General features: G+C 68.1%; 17 protein-coding genes. 14 read left to right on the forward strand and 3 right to left on the reverse strand.

Annotated elements, in window-relative coordinates; all coding sequences use genetic code 11:
- Window positions 1–96 precede the first annotated feature (96 nt).
- The 11 genes from ACIA03_RS18255 (at window position 97) to ACIA03_RS18305 (ending at window position 11,866) form a co-directional block, all read left to right on the forward strand.
- Complete coding sequence (locus ACIA03_RS18255; RefSeq protein WP_396985022.1) at window positions 97–909, forward strand: substrate-binding periplasmic protein; 813 nt, start codon at window positions 97–99, stop codon at window positions 907–909.
- A 120-nt stretch (window positions 910–1,029) separates the two neighbouring features.
- Window positions 1,030–1,848, forward strand: coding sequence for a substrate-binding periplasmic protein (locus ACIA03_RS18260; protein WP_396985024.1), 819 nt, complete (start codon window positions 1,030–1,032; stop codon window positions 1,846–1,848).
- 107 nt (window positions 1,849–1,955) lie between these two features.
- Entirely contained in the window at window positions 1,956–2,915 is a 960-nt protein-coding gene (locus tag ACIA03_RS18265) for a DUF808 domain-containing protein (protein ID WP_396985026.1), read from the forward strand.
- Window positions 2,916–3,087: 172 nt separating this feature from the next.
- Window positions 3,088–4,527, forward strand: a complete 1,440-nt coding sequence (ahcY, locus tag ACIA03_RS18270; RefSeq protein WP_396985028.1) for an adenosylhomocysteinase — start codon at window positions 3,088–3,090, stop codon at window positions 4,525–4,527.
- A gap of 114 nt (window positions 4,528–4,641) precedes the next feature.
- Window positions 4,642–5,349, forward strand: coding sequence for an MtrAB system response regulator MtrA (gene mtrA, locus ACIA03_RS18275; RefSeq protein WP_396985030.1), 708 nt, complete (start codon window positions 4,642–4,644; stop codon window positions 5,347–5,349).
- Window positions 5,346–6,962 carry an MtrAB system histidine kinase MtrB gene (mtrB, locus tag ACIA03_RS18280; protein ID WP_396985033.1) on the forward strand — a complete coding sequence of 539 codons (1,617 nt, stop codon included), beginning with the start codon at window positions 5,346–5,348 and terminating at the stop codon, window positions 6,960–6,962. The genes mtrA and mtrB overlap by 4 nt, the downstream gene beginning before the upstream one ends.
- Window positions 6,959–8,677: an LpqB family beta-propeller domain-containing protein gene (locus ACIA03_RS18285; RefSeq protein WP_396985035.1), complete on the forward strand. Its 1,719-nt coding sequence runs from the start codon at window positions 6,959–6,961 to the stop codon at window positions 8,675–8,677. The genes mtrB and ACIA03_RS18285 overlap by 4 nt, the downstream gene beginning before the upstream one ends.
- Window positions 8,678–8,750: 73 nt before the next feature.
- Window positions 8,751–9,467 (forward strand): ComF family protein, encoded by a 717-nt coding sequence (locus ACIA03_RS18290; RefSeq protein ID WP_396985037.1) that lies wholly within the window; start codon window positions 8,751–8,753, stop codon window positions 9,465–9,467.
- A 406-nt stretch (window positions 9,468–9,873) separates the two neighbouring features.
- Entirely contained in the window at window positions 9,874–10,515 is a 642-nt protein-coding gene (gene hpf, locus ACIA03_RS18295; protein WP_396985039.1) for a ribosome hibernation-promoting factor, HPF/YfiA family, read from the forward strand.
- 100 nt (window positions 10,516–10,615) lie between these two features.
- A complete protein-coding gene (locus ACIA03_RS18300; RefSeq protein ID WP_396985041.1) occupies window positions 10,616–11,296 on the forward strand; it encodes a response regulator in 681 nt (226 codons plus the stop codon).
- 99 nt (window positions 11,297–11,395) lie between these two features.
- Window positions 11,396–11,866: a hemerythrin domain-containing protein gene (locus tag ACIA03_RS18305; protein ID WP_396985043.1), complete on the forward strand. Its 471-nt coding sequence runs from the start codon at window positions 11,396–11,398 to the stop codon at window positions 11,864–11,866.
- Between the two features lie 65 nt (window positions 11,867–11,931).
- On the opposite strand, the gene ACIA03_RS18310 is transcribed toward ACIA03_RS18305, so the two are convergent.
- Together ACIA03_RS18310 and ACIA03_RS18315 are read right to left on the reverse strand one after the other, a co-directional pair.
- Complete coding sequence (locus tag ACIA03_RS18310; protein ID WP_396985045.1) at window positions 11,932–12,777, reverse strand: LLM class F420-dependent oxidoreductase; 846 nt, start codon at window positions 12,775–12,777, stop codon at window positions 11,932–11,934.
- A complete protein-coding gene (locus ACIA03_RS18315) occupies window positions 12,774–13,568 on the reverse strand; it encodes a hypothetical protein (RefSeq protein WP_396985047.1) in 795 nt (264 codons plus the stop codon). The genes ACIA03_RS18310 and ACIA03_RS18315 overlap by 4 nt, the downstream gene beginning before the upstream one ends.
- Window positions 13,569–13,705: 137 nt before the next feature.
- Here ACIA03_RS18315 and ACIA03_RS18320 point away from each other — a divergent pair, with 137 nt between their 5' ends.
- The 3 genes from ACIA03_RS18320 (at window position 13,706) to ACIA03_RS18330 (ending at window position 18,808) form a co-directional block, all read left to right on the forward strand.
- On the forward strand, window positions 13,706–14,917 hold the full coding sequence (locus tag ACIA03_RS18320; protein ID WP_396985049.1) for a winged helix-turn-helix domain-containing protein: 1,212 nt from the start codon (window positions 13,706–13,708) through the stop codon (window positions 14,915–14,917).
- 66 nt (window positions 14,918–14,983) lie between these two features.
- Window positions 14,984–17,899 (forward strand): preprotein translocase subunit SecA, encoded by a 2,916-nt coding sequence (gene secA, locus ACIA03_RS18325; RefSeq protein ID WP_396985052.1) that lies wholly within the window; start codon window positions 14,984–14,986, stop codon window positions 17,897–17,899.
- A 78-nt stretch (window positions 17,900–17,977) separates the two neighbouring features.
- Window positions 17,978–18,808, forward strand: coding sequence for a hypothetical protein (locus ACIA03_RS18330; protein WP_396985054.1), 831 nt, complete (start codon window positions 17,978–17,980; stop codon window positions 18,806–18,808).
- Between the two features lie 47 nt (window positions 18,809–18,855).
- On the opposite strand, the gene ACIA03_RS18335 is transcribed toward ACIA03_RS18330, so the two are convergent.
- The gene (locus ACIA03_RS18335; protein ID WP_396985056.1) at window positions 18,856–19,335 is read right to left on the reverse strand and encodes an Rv3235 family protein; all 480 of its coding nucleotides are present in this window, start codon (window positions 19,333–19,335) and stop codon (window positions 18,856–18,858) included.
- Window positions 19,336–19,338: the final 3 nt, after the last annotated feature.

The raw sequence follows: 19,338 nt of genomic DNA on the forward strand, positions 1-19,338 counted from the left end.
CAACATCAACCGGCCACCCTTGGCCAGCACGTCTCGGATTCTCGGCGCCGACGTGACGGGCATGCCCCCACCATCCCGGAAATACAGGACTTTTGCATGAACCAGATCAAGTTTGTCGTCGCCGGCGCCCTGGCCCTCTTGGGGGTCCTGGTCATCGGCGGCTATTACGCCGACCCGGCCCCGAAGGCGACCGAGGAGAAGAGTGCGTCCGCAGGCGGCACGCTGCGGATCGGTGTCGACGGCACCGAGCCGGCCTACTACAAGATCGACGGCGTGACCAAGGGCTTCGACTACGAGATGGCACTCGGTGTCGCCGAAGGCATGGGCGCCAAGCCGGAGTTCGTCGTGATGGACTTCAGCGATCTCTTCACCGCGCTCGAGACCGGCGACATCGACATGATCGGCGCCCAGGTCACCGAGACCGCGGAGCGGAAGCAGGACTTCGACTTCAGCGCGCCCTACTTCGTGACGTACCTGTCCTTCCTCACCCCGGAGGACTCGACCATCAAGACGCGCGACGACGTCAACGGCAAGAACATCGCGATCGTCGAGGGCACGATCCAGGAGCGCTACCTCGAGGAGCAGTACGAGGGCGTCAACATCATCAAGGTCAAGGACGAGGACTCCGCGGTGAAGGCGATCCAGAGCGGCGAGGCCGACGCCTTCTTCTACGACGCTCCCTACACCGCGCCGATCATCAACCGGGCGCCGATCCCCCTGAAGGAGGCGATCGTCTACCCGGCCGACGACGCCCCGATCGGGTTCGTCATGCAGAAGGGTGACGAGCGCAAGGAGCAGGTCGATGGGGTTCTCGAGCAGATGATCCTCGATGGGGACTGGCTGAAGATCAAGAAGGAGTACTTCAAGGAGTACCCGCTCTCGGAGGTCTTCAAGGACAAGGGCGCCTGAGCCTGACGACGCTCGCCCACTTCGGGGCGCCTGAAGTCCAGTAGCCTACGATGCCCGCTGGCCCGGCTCAGCCCAGGTCACAGCGTCTCGGCGCACCCCTCCCCCCACCCAGGACGTCGTATGAAATCCTTGAAATTCATCCTTGCGGGCGCGGTCACCCTCCTGGTGATCCTGATCGTGGTCTCCAACACGGTTGAGACGACCGGCCCGTCCTCTGCCCGGCGCAGCAGTGCGGCCGATGACGGCCAGCTCAGGATCGGTGTGCTGAACAGCGCGCCGGTGTATTACACCGAAGGGTCCGGCGCCAAGGGCTTCGACTACGAGATGGCCCTCGGCGTCACCAAGTCGCTCGGCATCAAGCCCTCGTTCGTACCGATGGACTTCGCCGACCTGTTCACCGCGCTCGATGCGGGCGACATCGACATGATCGCCTCCCAGGTGAGCGTGACCGAGGAGCGCGAGGAGGCCTACGACTTCTCGCACCCCTACTTCGTCACGTACCTGTCCTTCACGACCCCGAAGGACTCCCCGATCCGAAAGCTCAAGGACATCAACGGCACCCGGGTCGCCATCGTGGACGGCACCGCGCAGGAGGGCATTCTCAAGGCGCGGTTCCCCAAGGCCGAGATCGTGAAGCGGAAGAACGAGGCGGCCGCGCTCGAGGCGGTCGCCGCGGGCAAGGCGGACTCGTTCTTCTACGACGCTCCGTTCACCAAAGGGCTGATCAAGCACGCCCCGATCCCGATGGAGGAGCGGATCGTCTTTCCGTCCGACAAGGCCCCGATCGCCTTCGTCTTCCGCAAGGGCGACGGACTCAGGGACCAGGCCGACGACGCGATCGACGAGATGATCCTCGACGGGACCTGGCTGCGGATCAAGACCGACTACTTCGAGGAGTACCCGCTCTCGGAGCTGTTCCGGGAGCAGGGCGTCGAGTAGCCCGATCCACCCGATAGGGTTCGGATCATGAGCGAGCGTCAGCGAGCGACAGTGAGCCTCAGGCCGTCGCCTCCGTACTATTCGCCCTTCGCTACGGAGGCGACGGCATGAGCGCCGGACTCTTCGCACTGCTCGACGACGTAGCCGCCATCGCCAAGCTGGCGGCTGCGTCCGTCGACGATGTCGGCGCTGCCGCCGGCAAGGCCTCGGCCAAGGCCGCCGGTGTCGTCATCGACGACACCGCGGTGACGCCGCAGTACGTCCACGGCATCGCCGCCGAGCGCGAGGTGCCGATCATCAAGAAGATCGCCTTCGGCTCGCTGCGCAACAAACTGCTGATCATCCTGCCGGTCGCGCTGATCCTGGCGCAGTGGGCGCCATGGGCGATCACCCCGATCCTGATGCTCGGCGGCGCCTTCCTCGCCTTCGAGGGTGTCGAGAAGGTCCTGGAGTGGGTGCGACCGCACGCCGAGACCCACGACACGCCGGTCGTCGAGGAGGGCCCCGAGGCCGAGAAGACGATGATCGCGGGGGCCGTACGCACCGACCTCATCCTCTCCACCGAGATCATGGTGATCGCGCTCAACGAGGTCATCGACCAGAGCTTCTGGCTGCGCCTCGGCGCGCTGGTGGCGGTCGCGTTCCTGATCACGATCGTGGTCTACGGCGTGGTCGCCCTGATCGTGAAGATGGACGACACCGGGCTGGCGCTGTCCCAGCGCCCCGGCGCCTTCGCCCAGCGGCTCGGGCTGGGCATGGTCTCGGCCATGCCGAAGGTGCTCACCGTGATCTCGATCGTCGGCACCGTGGCGATGCTCTGGGTCGGTGGCCACCTGATCCTGGTCGGTCTCCACGACGTCAACGGGCTCGCCGCCGGCCACCCCGGCTGGTCGTGGCCCTACGACACCGTCCACCACCTCGAGGAAGAGGTCCACCACGCCCTCGGTGCCGTCGGTGCGGCCGCCGGATGGCTGGTCAACACCTTCTTCTCCGCGGTCGTCGGGCTCATCGTCGGTGCAGTCGTGGTCGGCGTACTCCATCTGCTGCCTTTCCCGAAGAAGCACTGAGCGCGGTCGGTGTCACCTGATGCTGGTCCATTGATGTTGGCCTGGCGTTTGCCGCCCAGGATTACCGCGGACGCCGAGGGCCGCTTGTAGTCTGGGGAGACCCTGCGTGGGAGATCCCGCTGGTGCGCAGATGCGCGACGCAGGCCCGCATTACATTCGGTAAGGAATAACCATGGACTACAAGGTTGCCGACCTGAGCCTGGCCGAGTTCGGCCGCAAGGAGCTCACCCTCGCCGAGCACGAGATGCCGGGCCTGATGGCCATGCGCGAGCGCTACGGCAAGGACCAGCCGCTCAAGGGCGCCCGCATCGCCGGCTCGCTGCACATGACCATCCAGACCGGCGTGCTCATCGAGACGCTGACCGCCCTCGGCGCCGACGTGCGCTGGGCCACCTGCAACATCTTCTCCACCCAGGACCACGCCGCCGCGGCCGTCGTCGTCGGCACCGGCACCCCCGAGGAGCCCAACGGCACCCCGGTCTTCGCCTGGAAGGGCGAGACCCTGGCCGAGTACTGGGACGAGGCCGAGAAGGTCTTCGACTTCACCGACGAGGCCGGCAACAAGGTCGGTCCGAACATGCTCCTCGACGACGGCGGCGACATCACGCTGCTCGTCCACAAGGGTGTCGAGTTCGAGAAGGCCGGCGCCGTGCCGGGCCAGGACTCCACCGACAACGAGGAGTTCAAGGAGGTCCTCCGCGTCCTCGACCGGAGCCTGAAGAACGACCCTACGCGCTGGACCAACATCGCAGGAGGCATCAAGGGCGTCACCGAGGAGACCACCACCGGTGTCCTGCGCCTCTATGACCGGTTCAAGGAGGGCTCGCTCCTCTTCCCGGCGATCAACGTCAACGACTCGGTCACCAAGTCGAAGTTCGACAACAAGTACGGCTGCCGCCACTCGCTCATCGACGGCATCAACCGCGCCACCGACGTCATGATCGGCGGCAAGGTCGCGGTCGTGTGCGGTTACGGCGACGTCGGCAAGGGCTCGGCCGAGTCGCTGCGTGGCCAGGGCGCTCGCGTCATCGTCACCGAGATCGACCCGATCTGCGCGCTGCAGGCCGCGATGGACGGCTACGAGGTCCGCCGCCTGGAGTCGGTCATCGAGACCGCCGACATCTTCATCACCACGACCGGCAACTTCGACATCATCCGGGTCGAGCACTTCGAGAAGATGAAGAACCAGGCCATCGTCGGCAACATCGGCCACTTCGACAACGAGATCGACATGGCCGGTCTCGCCAAGATCCCGGGCATCGTCAAGGACGAGATCAAGCCGCAGGTCCACCAGTGGATCTTCCCCGACGGCAAGAAGATCATCGTGCTGTCCGAGGGCCGCCTGCTCAACCTGGGCAACGCCACCGGTCACCCGAGCTTCGTGATGTCGAACTCGTTCACCAACCAGACGCTGGCCCAGATCGAGCTCTTCACCAAGACCGACGACTACCCGATCGGCGTCTACGTCCTGCCCAAGGCGCTCGACGAGGAGGTCGCCCGCCTCCACCTCGACGCCCTCGGCGTCGAGCTGACCGAGCTCAACCAGGCTCAGGCCGACTACCTCGGCGTCCCGGTCGAGGGTCCCTACAAGGCGGACCACTACCGCTACTGATCACCGTCCGAGTCGGCGCGTCCACCCCGCAACACCGGGGCAGACGCGCCGACTCGCGCGTTGTGGGGTGGCTCATGTGATGCCTCGCACGCACAGGGTGACAGAATCGGACACATGGCCGATCGCAGCGCTCCCGACCAGCCCGCCAAGGGAAAGGTCCTCGTCGTCGATGATGATGCCTCGCTGAGCGAGATGCTGGCGATCGTGCTGAGACAGGAAGGCTTCGACTCTCAGCTGGTGGCCCGCGGTGACCTGGCGATCCATGCCTTCCACGACTACAAGCCCGACGTGGTGCTGCTCGACCTGATGCTTCCCGGGATGGACGGCATCGAGGTGTGCAAGCTGATCCGCAAGGAGTCGGGTGTGCCGATCGTCATGCTCACCGCGAAGGGCGACACGGTCGACGTGGTGGTCGGGCTCGAGTCCGGGGCCGACGACTACGTGGTGAAGCCGTTCAAGCCCAAGGAGCTGATCGCCAGGATCCGGGCACGCGTACGCAGGCACGGCGACGCCGTCCCCGAGGTGCTGGAGATCGGCGACCTCACCATCGACGTGGCCGGCCACCAGGTCACCCGTGACGGCGAGCAGATCCAGCTCACGCCGCTCGAGTTCGACCTGCTGGAGTGCCTGGCCCGCAAGCCCCATCAGGTCTTCTCCCGCGAGGTGCTGCTGGAGCAGGTGTGGGGCTACCGCCATGCCGCCGACACGCGGCTGGTCAACGTGCATGTCCAGCGACTGCGGTCCAAGGTCGAGCACGACCCGGAGAACCCCGAGATCGTCGTCACCGTCCGTGGCGTCGGCTACAAGGCAGGGCCCGTGTGACACTCCAGCAGGTCGTCCGCGCAGCATCACGGACGCCCAAGAAGCTCCTGACCACGTGGCGCCGCTCGATCCAGACCCGCGTCGTGGTCTACACCGTGCTGCTCACCGCGGCCGCCGTCAGCCTGGTCGGGCTGATCCTGCTCGAGCAGATCGGCGACGAGCTGGTCCAGGACCGCGTCGCCTCGGCGAAGGCAGAGGCCTCCGAGGAGCTCTCCGCGGCCCGTTCGAGCATCGCGGAGACCTCGGGAGACAACGGTGGCACCCCGCTGCAGCGCAACGACCTGGGCGACCCGATCATCCAGCGCAGTCTCTCGCGCGGCTACGGCGTGGTCATGGCGGGTCCGGTGACGTCGACGTCGGGCCGGATCAGCGATGACGGTGTCGAGTGGACACCGGGTGTGGACGTACGCAGCGTCCCGCGCACGCTCGAGGACCGGTTCCAGTCGATCCGCGCCGAGTCGGCCTGGACCTACACCCGGATCTCCTACGACGACGGCGAGCGGTCCCCCACACCCGGCATCGTGATCGGGTCGCAGGTGGAGCTGCACGACGACACGTACAACGTCTACTTCCTCTTCCCGATGGACCAGGAGCAGGAGACGCTCGGCGTCATCACCCGCGGACTGCTGGCGGCCGGCGCGATCCTGATCCTGCTGATCGGCGTCGGCAGCTGGATCGTGACCCGCCATGTGGTCACGCCCATCCGGATCGCCCGCCGGACCGCGGAACGGCTCGCCGCCGGACGCCTCGAGGAGCGGATGGTCGTCCACGGCGAGGACGACCTCACCGGTCTGGCGATCTCGTTCAACCAGATGGCCAGCGGTCTGCAGAACCAGATCCGACAGCTCGAGCACCTCTCCCGCGTCCAGCGCCGGTTCAGCTCCGACGTCTCCCACGAGCTGCGTACGCCGCTCACCACCGTCCGCATGGCCAGCGACGTCCTCCACGAGGCCCGGGACAGCTTCGACGCCCCGACGGCCCGGGCGGCCGAGCTGCTGCAGACCGAGCTGGACCGCTTCGAGACGCTCCTGAGCGACCTGCTCGAGATCAGTCGCTTCGACGCCGGAGCGGCCGTGCTCGACCTCTACGACACCGACCTGACCGCGCTGGCCCACGCCGTCGTCGAGGCGTACGAACCACTCGCCGCCAAGCGCGACATCGAGCTGAAGGTCGTCGCTCCCGGCCATCCGTGCACGGCCCAGGTCGACCACCGCCGGGTCGAGCGGATCGTACGCAACCTGGTGGCCAACGCCACCGACCACGCCCTCGTGGGCCAGACCGTCACCATCCGCATCGACAGCGACGAGCACGCGGCCGCACTGACCGTGCGCGACCACGGCGTCGGGCTGGCGCCGGGGGAGACCGCCCTGGTCTTCAACCGGTTCTGGCGCGCCGACCCCGCCCGCGACCGCTCCAGCGGCGGCACCGGTCTGGGCCTGTCGATCTCCCTCGAAGACGCCCACCTCCACGGCGGTTGGCTGCAGGCCTGGGGACGCCCCGACCAGGGGGCCCAGTTCCGGCTCACGCTTCCCCGCTACGCCGGGGCCGCGCTGCGGCACAGCCCGCTCCCGCTCGTCCCGGCCGACGCCCGCGACACCCTGGAGGCGTCGTGAGATCCGCACTCGCCGCCGTGCTGACCGGGGTCGCACTCCTCGCCTCGGCGTGCTCGAGCGTGCCCGACTCCGGGCCCGTCCAGCGCGTCGACCTGGCCGCGCCAGCCGCACAGGAGGAGGTCATCCCCTACAACCCCGGCGCCCCCCGCGCGGGCGCGTCCCCGGGCGAGATCGTCGACGGCTTCCTCGACGCCATGAAGGCCACCCCGATGAGCACGGCCTACGCCCGCCGCTACCTCACCAGAGATGCCGCGATGAACTGGGCGCCCGCCGGCCGCACGCTGGTCTACGGCGAGCTCGGCAGCCACGTCAGCTCGTCGCCGCGGGTCTCGGTCGAGCTGGAGGATGCCGGCTGGCTCGACGAGCGTGGCGTCTGGCGTGGTGCGCTGGCCTCCTCGCAGGCGATCCTCGACTTCGAGCTGACCCGCACCGAGGGCGAGTGGCGGATCAGCTCGGCGCCGAACGCCCTGGTGGTCGAGGAGGACTGGTTCCTGACCCACTTCGCTCGCAGCAACCTCTACTACGTCGAACCGACGGGGCACACCCTGGTGCCGGAGCCGATCTTCGCCCCCAAGGGCACCTCCTACGCCGCCACCCTCGTCTCCAGCCTGCTGAGCGGCCCGGGAGAGGAGGCACAGGGCGTCATCCGCAGCGCGCTCCCGACCACGGCGAACGAGCCCCGCTCGGTGGACGTACGCGACGGCGTGGCCGAGGTCGACCTGGCCGGTGACCTGGGTGATCACAGCTCCGAGGAGCTTCAGCTGATGGGCGCCCAGCTGGCCTGGACCCTGCGCCAGGACGCCAGCGTGGAACGCATCCGGCTCACGATCGACGGCGAGCCGGTGGTGCTGCCGGGCTACGGGGACACGTTCAGCGCCGACAACGGCGGTGGCTACGACCCCAACGGCACCTCCGCGCGGGTCGACCTCTACGCGCTGCGCGGCGGCGCGCTGGTGACCAGCACCGGCGAGAACGGCGACCCATGGGTGCCGGTGCTCGGCGGCTGGGCGAAGTCGCACGGCGTGGTCGATGTCGCCGTCGACGCCGACGGTTCGACCGCCGCCGCCGTGACCGCCGACCGCACCGGCGTCGTCGTCGGCGAGCTGACCAGCGACGGCGAGCTCGCCAAGGCTCGGGTGACGGGCACCCGGCTGCTGCGGCCCTCCTGGGACCTCGCCGGCCGACTGTGGCTGGTCGACAAGGACTCGACGGGCGCCCGGGTGATGTACGTCGACGGCGACCGCCGCGTCCGCGTCGCCATCCCCGGGGTGACGGGGGAGAACGTGAAGCGGTTCCTGGTCTCGCGCGACGGCACCCGGTTCGTCGCGGTGATCGGTGGCGAGTTCTCGGACCGCATCGTGGTCAGCCGCCTGCGGGCCAGCTCGAAGGGCGAGATCACGACCGCGACCTCGGCGGTCCTGCTGCCGCATCCGGATGCCGCCACGATGCAGGTCACCGACGTCGCCTGGACCTCGCCGACCACGATCGTCGCGGTCCAGCAGATCAGCTCGACCGCGCTGTTCCAGTCGGTCTCGCTCGACGGTGCCCCCAGCGGGGAGCGCTACACCCTCAGCGATCGGGTCACCGGCGTCGTCGGCTCCCCGGTGGCCTCGGCCCGCCTCTACGCGATGTCCGGCTGGACCCTCCTGGACCCTCTCGACCGGTTCGACCTCGAACTTCCCTCCGATCTCTCGGACATCACCTACCAGGGCTGACTCTCCACAGCCTTATCCACAGGCGATCGGTTGTCGGTTGCCCCCGGGCACTCACCCTGGTCGACTCGGGAGCATGAGTCTTCGAGGCGATCTCGCCGACGCCTGGCACGACCTGATCGTCGGCGGCCGCTGCGTCGGCTGCGAGCGACCGGGCCGGCTCCTCTGCCGCGGCTGCCACGCCGAGCTGCCGCAGAGAGCCCGACCGAGCCCGCCGACCCCGGCGCCGCCGGGCATCGTCCCGGCCTTCGCGGCCGGGCCCTACGAGGGCATCCTCAAGCAGCTCGTCATCGGGCTCAAGGAGCATCAGCTCCTCGGCCTCCGTAGGCCCCTGGCCGGCCTGCTCGCGCTCTCCGTCCTCGAGGCGATGGCGAGGACCGGTCCCGGCCCGACGGTCCTCGTCCCGGTCCCTTCCCGGCCGGCCTCCGTGCGCGAGCGCGGCCTGGACAGCACCGCGGCGATCACGAGCCGAGCGGCCGCGATGCTGAGGCAGCGCGGGGTCGGCGTACGTCATCACCAGCTGCTCCGCACCAGACCGGGCGTCGCGGACCAGGCCGGTCTCGACTCCCGGCAGCGGCAGGCCAACCTGGACGGTTCGATCACCTGCCCCACGTCCGGCATCCGGACACTTGCGAGGTCGATCCCGCGAGCGAGGTTCATCGTCTGCGACGACGTGATCACCACCGGCGCGACCGCCCGCGAGGCTCAACGAGCGCTGGAATCGGTCGGTCTGAGGGTCACGGCGATCGCGACCGTGGCGGCCACCCAACGTCGGCCTCACGTTCAAATGTAGGAAACCGGCATGTAATTCTGTTGAAGGGCTTTCGTGGGGCAGATCGGCGAACTACCGTCGCTACATGGAGTCCGCCTGGGTCCGTGGTTGCGTCGCAGAGAGGTCCGCATTGCGGGCATCCGAGCGGCAAGCCGATGCCAGTCGCAGGCGAAACGGTCCACGTAACCCTGCTGTCCCAGATTCTGGGGCAAGGGGATCACGGTGCGGCTTAGAAATAAGTCCTGCCCTTGCCCTCCCGTCAGATACGGGAACCGGCAGGGAGAAGGTGGAGTGGCACCAAGCCGCTAAGCCTCAGCAGGCGATTGTGGGGTCGAAGACCAGGTCGGCCGGGCGGACTCCGTACCCCGGAGGTCACATGCGCTGACCATCCGGGATTCCGCCAACCCCGAAACACCGGGAGGTACCCATGGAAGTTGTCGTCACGGCCCGCAACGCCGAGGTCTCAGACCGCTATCGCGCTCACGTAGCAGAGAAGCTCGCGAAGCTCGAGAAGCACGACCACCGCATCATCAGGATCAACGTGGAGGTCGACAACGAGCCCAACCCGCGCCAGCACAAGGGCGCCGTACACGTCGAGCTCACCGCGTACTCGAAGGGTCCGGTCATCCGGGCCGAGGCGTGTGCCGAGGACAAGATGGGGGCGCTGGACCTGGCTGTCGACAAGATGGCATCCCAGATGCGCCGCGCCGCAGACCGCCGCAGGGTTCACCGCGGCCGTCGTACGCCGGTATCCGTGGGGCAGGCGCTGGCGGGCATCGAGCCCGACGGGCTGGCCCCGACGTCCGGGGCCGGGGACCTCGAGGAGGACACCGTCCGGGAGCACCAGGTCGGTCCGATCACCGTGACGGGGGAGGGGCCCTTGGTGGTCCGGGAGAAGACGCACACCGCGGAGCCGATGACGCTCGACCAGGCCCTCTACGAGATGGAGCTGGTCGGACACGACTTCTACCTCTACATCGACAAGGACTCGATGAGGCCGTCGGTCGTCTACCGCCGCAGGGGGTATGACTACGGGGTGATCGCGCTCAACCGCGCGGACCTCGTCTGACCGCAGGCCCAAGCACAACGGCCGGGACTTTTCCATCCCTCAGATGGAGGAGTCCCGGCCATTCCCTTTGTCATCATGAGTTACGTGCCATGATGCATTCGTGTCATCTACATCTGGTGCCGATCGTGAGCCGGTCCGCGTTTTGGTTGTCGACGACCAGGAGCTCTTTCGAAGGGGTCTGGTCGCGCTGCTGGCGAGTGAGCCCGGCATCGAGGTCATCGGCGAGGCGACCAACGGCATCGAGGGCACCGAGCGTGCCGCGGCTTCGGCTCCGGACGTCGTGCTGCTCGACGTACGCATGCCCAAGCAGACCGGCCTGGAGGCCTGCGTCGCCATCAAGGAGGCCGTTCCCTCGGCCAACATCATCATGCTGACCGTCTCCGACGAGGAGGCCGATCTCTACGACGCGGTCAAGGCCGGCGCGATGGGCTACCTCCTCAAGGACTCCTCGATCGACCAGGTCGCCCAGGCGATCCGGGTCGTCGCCGACGGCCAGTCCCTGATCAGCCCCGCCATGGCGGTGAAGCTGATGGAGGAGTTCAAGCAGATGTCCCGGCCGGACCGATCCCCGGTCCCTGGCCCCAAGCTCACCGACCGCGAGCTCGAGGTCCTCGGCCTGGTCGCCAAGGGCCTCAACAACCGCGAGATCGCCAAGCGGCTGTTCATCTCCGAGAACACGGTCAAGAACCACGTACGCAACATCCTGGAGAAGCTCCAGGCCCACTCGCGCATGGAGGCGGTCATGTACGCCGTGCGCCAGAAGCTCCTCAACGTGGACTAGGCTCGGGTCAGCGTCGCGTGCCGGTGACAGACCGTGTCAGGCATGGAGGCGCCGGACACGAAGGAGCACGACTGATGTTGTCGTCCCCTTCGCCCTCACGTGACTGAGGGCGAGAAGACCAGGCTGATCGCCTGGGCAGATGAGATGCGGCGGGTCCACGACCGGCTGCGCAAGGCACTGCGGGTGACGCAGGAGGCCATCGCCGCGGGGGATCCCGCCGAGCCCGCGGCCCGTGACCTGCTGCTGTTCTGTCACGGGTTCTGTGCGGCCCTGGCCGGCCACCACGAGGGTGAGGACCGCTCGCTGTTCCCGGTGATCGCCCGAGCCCACCCCGAGCTGCGCGAGACGATCCGCTATCTCGAGCAGGACCACTCCATGATCGGCCACCTCCTCGGTGGTCTCCAGGCAGCCGTCGATCGGGCTGCGACCCCCGAGGACCTCCGGAAACACCTGGAAGGCATCGCGGCGATCATGGAGTCCCACTTCCGCTTCGAGGAGCGCAAGCTGCTCGGCGTGCTCGACGCCGTCGCGTTGGACGCGGACGTCGGGGCGGTGTTCGGTCCGCTGTGAATCGGACCCTGGGAGCGTGAGGCGTGTCTGGTGCGCCTGGCGCTCCCAGGGCGCGGTGCCCGCCGTCAGGCGGCGGCGTCGCGGAGCGTGTCGAGGTCGGCGGCGGCCCGGTCGAGGGCGGCCAGGTGATCGCCGCTGCGGGGGAGAACGAGGATAAACTCGGTCGCGCCCGCAGTGCGGAAGTCCGCGACGAGACGTGCGAGGTCGCCGGCGTCACCGAGGCGGAGCTGAACGGTGCGGCGGATCGTGTTCGGATCCCGGTCCACCGTGGCGCAGTGCTGGTCGAGGATCGAGCCGAGCCGGGCGTACTCCTCAGGGGTCTCACCCGTGGCGTTCCAGGCGTCGGCGTACTGCGCGACCATTCTCAGGGTCCGCTTCGGGCCGCTGCCGCCGATCCAGATGGGCGGGTGCGGACGCTGGACGGGCTTGGGCTCCGCGACGGCCTCGACGAGCTGGTAGCGCGTGCCGGTGAAGGTCGTGGTGGGCTCGGTCCAGAGTGAGCGGATCACCTGGAGCGCTTCCTCCAGGCGGTCGAAGCGTTCGCGGAAGGTGCCGAACTCGAGGCCGTACATGGTGTGCTCGCGCTCCGCCCAGCCTGCGCCGATGCCGAACTCCAGTCGGCCGCCGGAGAGGTGGTCGACGGTGGTGGCGAGCTTGGCGAGCATCCCGGGGTGGCGGTAGGTGTTGCCGGTGACCATGCAGCCGATCCGCACCCGCTTCGTCGCGACCGCCATCGCCGCCTGCATCGCCCAGCCGTCGAAGATCGGCTCGTTCGGACTCTCGCCCAGGCTGGCGATGTGGTCCATCACCCAGACGTGATCGAACCCCGCCTCGTCGGCCGTGCGCCACACCCGCAGGTAGTCCTCGATCGGAGCTGCCTGGCTGAGCTTGATCCCGAACCGCGTCGTCATGAATCCGAGCCTAGGCGCCTCTGTCGCAGCCGCGGGGGATGCGTCCTCGGACCTCTGGGTCTGAGTGAGGCGACCGTCCGGCGGACGTCGTGCCACGCGAACCACGCCGTACGCAGGCGGGGGAGCGGCGCCGGGTCGCCTCGGCGCCGCGCGCGGAGCCGATCACGAAGCCAGGCCGGTGCATCGACCTGCTCGATCGCAGCCGTCTTGGTGAGCAGCCGGCCGTGCTCGGCCGCGTACCGACCGCGGGCCATCGCGGTCAGGCTCAGCTCGGCGATCTCCGGTTCGAGGATCCACCAGTGCGGATGCTTGAGCGCATCGGCCCAGTAGCCGCAGACCTCGGCACGTGACGCTTTCCGGATGTTGTCGGCGGTGACCTCCGGAAACGCTGCCCGTACGTCCTCGCCGAACACCGACAGGCCGTGGATGGCCAGCTCCGCGCGAGGGATGGTCGTCAGCGGTCGGTGAACCAGCCGGCCGTGCGTCCAGGTGGGATGCGGCGCCGCGTGATCGTCGCGTCGATCGGCGGCGACATAGGCACACCCGAGGTCGGCGCCCGCTGCGACACCGGCATCGAGCTCACGGTGGATCGACGAGAGCACCTGGACGTCCGGAGTCCCGTCGGTGAGCGCGACCAGGTCGAGATCGCTCACACCTGGAACGTAGTCGCGGGTGGCGAGTGACCCGGCGACGTACAGACCGAGCACCCATGGAAGCGTCTCAAGGCGTTCGGCGAGCGCGACGACGGCCTGATGGTCGGTCGGGCTCGAGCTCTCCGTCGGGGGTGCCACGGGTTCATGGTCTCGCACTGACGTCTTGAACTTGGTGAGATCCTCCGTCACAGCAGCCGCGGGGTCGGCTCCTGGGGAGGTATCGCTGACCCGGATCAGGTCGGATAACGTCCGGAACCGGCTCTAGAGTCGGACTCGTGCCTCGCTCTCAGACACTCAGCCGCTCCCAGGCCCGCCGGATCGCGCTGGCGGCGCAGGGGTTCGCCGACAAGCCCCACACCACGCCGACGATGCGTACGTTCCAGCGCACTCTCGAGCGCACCGGAGTCCTCCAGGTCGACTCGGTCAATGTCCTGCAACGCGCGCACTACATGCCGCTCTACAGCCGGATGGGGGCGTACGACACCGGGCTGCTGCACCGCGCCAGCAAGGGGCGGAAGGACCGGCGGATGGTCGAGTACTGGGCGCACGTGCAGGCGTTCATGCCGGTCGAGCTGTGGCCGCACATGCAGTGGCGGATGGACCACTACCGCGCCCAGAAGGGCTCCAAGTGGTGGGGGAGCGTGCCGGACGGGATGAAGGAGAAGGTGCTCGCGCTGGTGGCCGAGCAGGGGGCGCTCACCGCACGCGAGGCGGCCAAGGCGCTCGACGACGCCGGCCCGCAGACCAAGGACCACTGGGGCTGGAACTGGTCCGACTCGCGCAAGACCCTCGACATCCTCTACATGTTCGGCGAGCTGGCCATCGCAGGCCGCAACGACCAGTTCGAGGTCGCCTACGACCTGCCCGAGCGCGTCATCCCGCGGGTCCACCTCGAGACCCCGACGCCGACGAAGGAGGAGGCCCACCTCGAGCTCGTACGCCGCGCCGCCAGGTCCCACGGGGTCGGCACCGCCAAGGACATCGCCGACTACTTCCGGATGCGCGTCGACGACACGACACGCGCGCTCGGCGCGCTCATCGAGGCGGGCGAGGTCGAGCCGGTCATGGTCGAGGGCATCCGCAAGCAGGCGTACCTCATCGTAGGGTCCCGCCTCCCGAGGCGCGTCGAGGCCCGGGCGTTGCTGAGCCCGTTCGACCCGCTGGTCTGGGAGCGGGAACGCACCGAGGCGCTCTTCGACTTCTTCTACCGGATCGAGATCTACACGCCGGCGCCGAAGCGGATCCACGGCTACTACGTGCTCCCGTTCCTCCTCGGTGAGCACATCGTCGGCCGGGTCGACCTGAAGGCCGATCGGAAGAGCGGGACCCTCCAGGTCAAGGGCGCGTACGCAGAGCCCAACGCCCCCCTGGAGACCGCCGTCGAGCTGGCGGCCGAGCTCGAGCGGCTCGCCGGCTGGTTGGGTCTGGACGCCATCGAGGTCGATCCCAGGGGCGACCTGGCGCCGCTCCTTGCGCCGTTGGTGTGAGCAGGCGACCGGCAGGTGGGTAGAGTGAGCGTGCTATCTGTCTGCCGCTAGTAGGAGCCCGCCACCGTGGCAATTCTCGACAAGATCCTTCGCCTCGGCGAAGGCAAGATCCTTCGCGAGCTCGAGGCCATCTCGAAGGCCGTCAACGCGATCGAGGACGAGTTCGTCGCGATGAGCGATGACGAGCTGCGCGGGATGACCGACGAGTTCAAGCAACGCCTGGAGAACGGCGAGGACCTCGACGACATCATGGCCGAGGCGTTCGCCACCGTCCGTGAGGTCACCAAGCGCGTTCTGGGCCAGCGTCACTACGACGTCCAGATCCAGGGCGGCGCGGCGCTCCACCTCGGCAACATCGCCGAGATGAAGACCGGTGAGGGCAAGACCCAGACCGCGGTGCTCCCGGCCTACCTCAACGCGCTGGCCGGCAAGGGCGTCCACGTCGTCACGGTCAACGACTACCTGGCCAAGTACCAGTCCGAGGTGATGGGCCGCATCTACGGCTTCCTCGGCCTCAGCGTCGGTGTGATCCTGCCGCAGATGACCCCGGCGCAGCGCCGCGCGGCCTACAACTGCGACATCACCTACGGCACCAACAACGAGCTCGGCTTCGACTACCTGCGCGACAACATGGCCTCCTCCATGGGGGACCTGGTCCAGCGCGGCCACTTCTTCGCGATCGTCGACGAGGTCGACTCGATCCTCATCGACGAGGCCCGGACCCCGCTGATCATCTCGGGTCCGACCGAGGACGATGTGAAGTGGTACGACGAGTTCGCCACGATCGCCAAGAACCTGACCAGGGACGTCGACTACGAGGTCGACGAGAAGAAGCGCACCATCGCCGTTCTCGAGCGGGGCATCACCCGGGTCGAGGACCACCTCGGCATCGAGAACCTCTACGAGGCGGTCAACACCCCGCTGATCTCGTTCATGAACAACTCGATCAAGGCCAAGGAGCTCTTCCGCCGCGACAAGGAGTACGTCGTCGCCAACGACGAGGTCCTGATCGTCGACGAGCACACCGGCCGCATGCTCGCCGGCCGTCGCTACAACGACGGTCTGCACCAGGCGATCGAGGCCAAGGAGGGGGTGAAGGTCCGCGAGGAATACCAGACCCTCGCGAGCATCACCCTGCAGAACTACTTCCGCCTCTACGAGAAGCTCTCCGGCATGACCGGTACGGCGATGACCGAGGAGTCGGAGTTCGACAAGATCTACAAGCTCGGTGTGGTCCCGATCCCGACCAACAAGCCGATGATCCGCAAGGACCAGCCCGATCTCGTCTACCGGACCGAGGTGGCGAAGTACGAGGCCGTCGCCGACGACCTGGTCGAGCGTCACAAGAAGGGCCAGCCGGTGCTGGTCGGCACGGTCTCGGTGGAGAAGTCCGAGTATCTCGGCAACATCCTCAAGAAGCGCGGCGTCCCGCACACCGTCCTCAACGCGAAGTACCACGCCGACGAGGCCAAGATCGTCGCGTTGGCCGGCCACAAGGGCGCCGTCACGGTCGCCACCAACATGGCCGGCCGAGGCACCGACATCATGCTCGGTGGGTCCGTCGACTTCCTGGCCGACCAGGAGCTTCGTAAGCAGGGCCTGGAGCCCACCGGCGAGACCGCCGAGGCGTACGAGCAGGCGTGGGCGCCGACCGTCGAGCGGATCAAGGAGCAGGTCAAGGCCGAGCACGAGGAGGTCACCAAGCTGGGTGGTCTCTACGTCCTCGGCACCGAGCGCCACGAGTCCCGCCGCATCGACAACCAGCTGCGTGGTCGTTCCGGCCGTCAGGGTGACCCGGGCGAGTCCCGCTTCTACCTGTCGCTGGAGGACGACCTGATGCGCCTGTTCAAGGGCGAGTGGGTCGACCGCATCCTGACCACGCTGAAGATCCCCGACGACGTGCCGATCGAGGCCAAGTCGGTGACCAAGTCGATCGCCAACGCGCAGACCCAGGTCGAGGGCCAGAACTTCGAGTCCCGCAAGAACGTCCTCAAGTACGACGACGTCATGGACCGCCAGCGCAAGGTGATCTACGCCGAGCGCCGCGAGGTCCTCGAGGGCGCCGACCTCGAGGAGCAGATCCGCACCTTCATCGACGACGTCGTCGAGGGCGTCGTCACCGGAGCGACCCAGGACTACGCCGAGGAATGGGACCTCGACCAGCTCTGGACCGACCTCAAGCAGATCTGGCCGGTCTCGGTCGAGCCCAAGAAGCTGATCGCCGACGCCGGCGGTAGCAAGGACGACCTCGACCGCCAGGAGCTCATCGAGATCCTCAAGAAGGATGCTCAGGAGGCGTACGACCGCCGCGAGGAGGAGATCGGCTCCGAGGGCATGCGCGAGGTCGAGCGCCAGGTCGTGCTCTCGGTCCTGGACCGCAAGTGGCGCGAGCACCTCTACGAGATGGACTACCTGCGCGAGGGCATCGGGCTGCGGGCCTACTCCCAGCGTGACCCGCTGGTGGAATACCAGCGCGAGGGCTTCGACATGTTCACCGCGATGATGGACGGCATCAAGGAGGCCGCGGTCGGCTACCTGTTCAACCTGGAGGTCCAGGTCGAGCAGGCTGCGCCTGAGGCCGGGAGCGCCGAGTTCCACTACCACCCCGACGGCACCCGTCACGCCGGTCCGATGCACGAGGGTGCGCTCGCCGAGCCGCCGGTCGGTGTCGGGCAGGCTGGTGGCCTCCAGGACATCTCCGCGGCCCTGAAGTCGCAGGCCGCCGACCGGGCCCCGAGCGCCTCGCCCCACATCGTCGCTCCGGGCCTGCAGAAGCCTGCCGCGCCCAAGCACCTGGCCTTCTCCGGCCCGGACGAGCAGGGCCAGGCCGAGGCGCTGGGCAACACGGTCACCAACGCTGACGACCCGTACGCCAAGGTCGGCCGCAACGAGCAGTGCCCCTGCGGCTCGGGCAAGAAGTTCAAGCAGTGCCACGGCCGTCCCGGCGGCCCGACCGGCCTGACCACCCGCGTCAACGGCTGACGCCCTTCTCGGGCACCAACCGGTGGAGCGCTGTACGCACCAGGTGCGTACAGCGCTCCACCGGTTTACTGTGCTTGAGTGAGTGATGCCGTCGACGATCCGGATACCGAGCGCAACCGGGTCCATGCCGCTGGGCTGCTTGCCTCGCAGCTGCGGGCGGTGCTCTACGCGGAACCTGCCTTCCTGTGCTTGACCAGCGTCGAGCAGCCGAAGGGCCGTGACCTTGGCGACCCGATCCACGTCGCCATCCAAAGGTCACGTCGCGTACGACCGCAGGACGGCTTGGTGATCCATCGCCTGGCCGACCTGGCGCCGCGGACGTACGGCGGCACGCCGCCCAGGCTCAACTTCGAGGACAACGCCCTGCTGATGGCCCACGAGGCGCGCAGGGATATCGACGCGATCGCGGCGTTCGCGCAGGTCGCGAGCAGGTCCTATGTCACCGCCGACTCGCTGCGGGGCGCCTTGGCGCGCTATCCATCGCTGCGCCGCCGCTCGCTCATCGCCGCGATGATCGATGACCTGGAGGCAGGCACTCACTCGGTTCTCGAGCACGGCTACCTAACCAAGGTCGAGCGGCCGCACGGGCTGCCGACCGGGAAGCGGCAGGTTCAGCGAGCTGCGCCGAACGGCAACCAGTTCCGTGACGTCGAGTACGTGGCGTACGGACTCGTGGTCGAGCTGGACGGCGCACTAGGCCACGAGTCGTGGCGGGACCAGGGTCGTGACGCCGACCGCGACCTCGACGACCTCGCCCGGGTCGGCTCCGTCACTGCACGGTTGCGCTGGCACCAGGTGTTCGACACTCCGTGCCGTACGGCCGCCCGCATCGGAAAGATCCTGGTCCGTGGTGGATGGCAAGGTGCGGTGCAACGGTGCAGGGACGGCTGTGACCTGACTCGGGTCTGAGGGTGTGGAGCGCCATACGCGCGTGGTAAGTACAGCGCTCCACAGGGTCACTCGTACGGCCCGAAGTTGAGGACCGTGCAGATCCAGTTCTCGCCGCTCTGCTCGAAGCGGAGGGCCATCGCGCGGTAGCCGTGGCCGTACTTGATCGTGGCGGTCGCTTCGACGATGGTCTCGGTGACGACGTGGAGGCGCCAGCGGTAGACCCGAGGGCGGACCGGCTGGTGGCGCCCCAGGCCGGGCTCGTACGCCCCGCTGCGGGCCGTCAGGGCGGCGCGGTATCGCAGGTCGGCGACGACGTCCTTGGTCGTCCAGCGGACCAGCTGGCTCGCCGGACGGTCGCCGCCGACGACCTCGGCGATCTTCTGGGCGAACTGCGGGATCCACGCCTTCAGATGACCGCGGGCGGGGACGATCGGGATCGGCTCGGCCAGCAGACCGTCGTCCTGCCCGCTCCGGTCCGGCTGCGGCGGGTCCAGGCGTGGCTGTAGCTCGAAGGAGAGCATGCCCTGGACATCGGCCAGGGGCACGTC

The sequence above is a fragment of the Nocardioides sp. NPDC051685 genome, from assembly GCF_044453405.1.
Taxonomy (GTDB): domain Bacteria; phylum Actinomycetota; class Actinomycetes; order Propionibacteriales; family Nocardioidaceae; genus Nocardioides.

Excerpts from the sequence above, each read along its gene's own strand:
- mtrA (WP_396985030.1), top strand. The coding sequence starts at position 4,642 with ATGGCCGATCGCAGCGCTCCCGACCAGCCCGCCAAGGGAAAGGTCCTC.
- hpf (WP_396985039.1), top strand. The coding sequence starts at position 9,874 with ATGGAAGTTGTCGTCACGGCCCGCAACGCCGAGGTCTCAGACCGCTAT.
- ACIA03_RS18260 (WP_396985024.1), top strand. The coding sequence starts at position 1,030 with ATGAAATCCTTGAAATTCATCCTTGCGGGCGCGGTCACCCTCCTGGTG.
- ACIA03_RS18290 (WP_396985037.1), top strand. The coding sequence starts at position 8,751 with ATGAGTCTTCGAGGCGATCTCGCCGACGCCTGGCACGACCTGATCGTC.
- ACIA03_RS18255 (WP_396985022.1), top strand. The coding sequence starts at position 97 with ATGAACCAGATCAAGTTTGTCGTCGCCGGCGCCCTGGCCCTCTTGGGG.
- ACIA03_RS18265 (WP_396985026.1), top strand. The coding sequence starts at position 1,956 with ATGAGCGCCGGACTCTTCGCACTGCTCGACGACGTAGCCGCCATCGCC.
- ACIA03_RS18310 (WP_396985045.1), bottom strand. The coding sequence starts at position 12,777 with ATGACGACGCGGTTCGGGATCAAGCTCAGCCAGGCAGCTCCGATCGAG.
- ahcY (WP_396985028.1), top strand. The coding sequence starts at position 3,088 with ATGGACTACAAGGTTGCCGACCTGAGCCTGGCCGAGTTCGGCCGCAAG.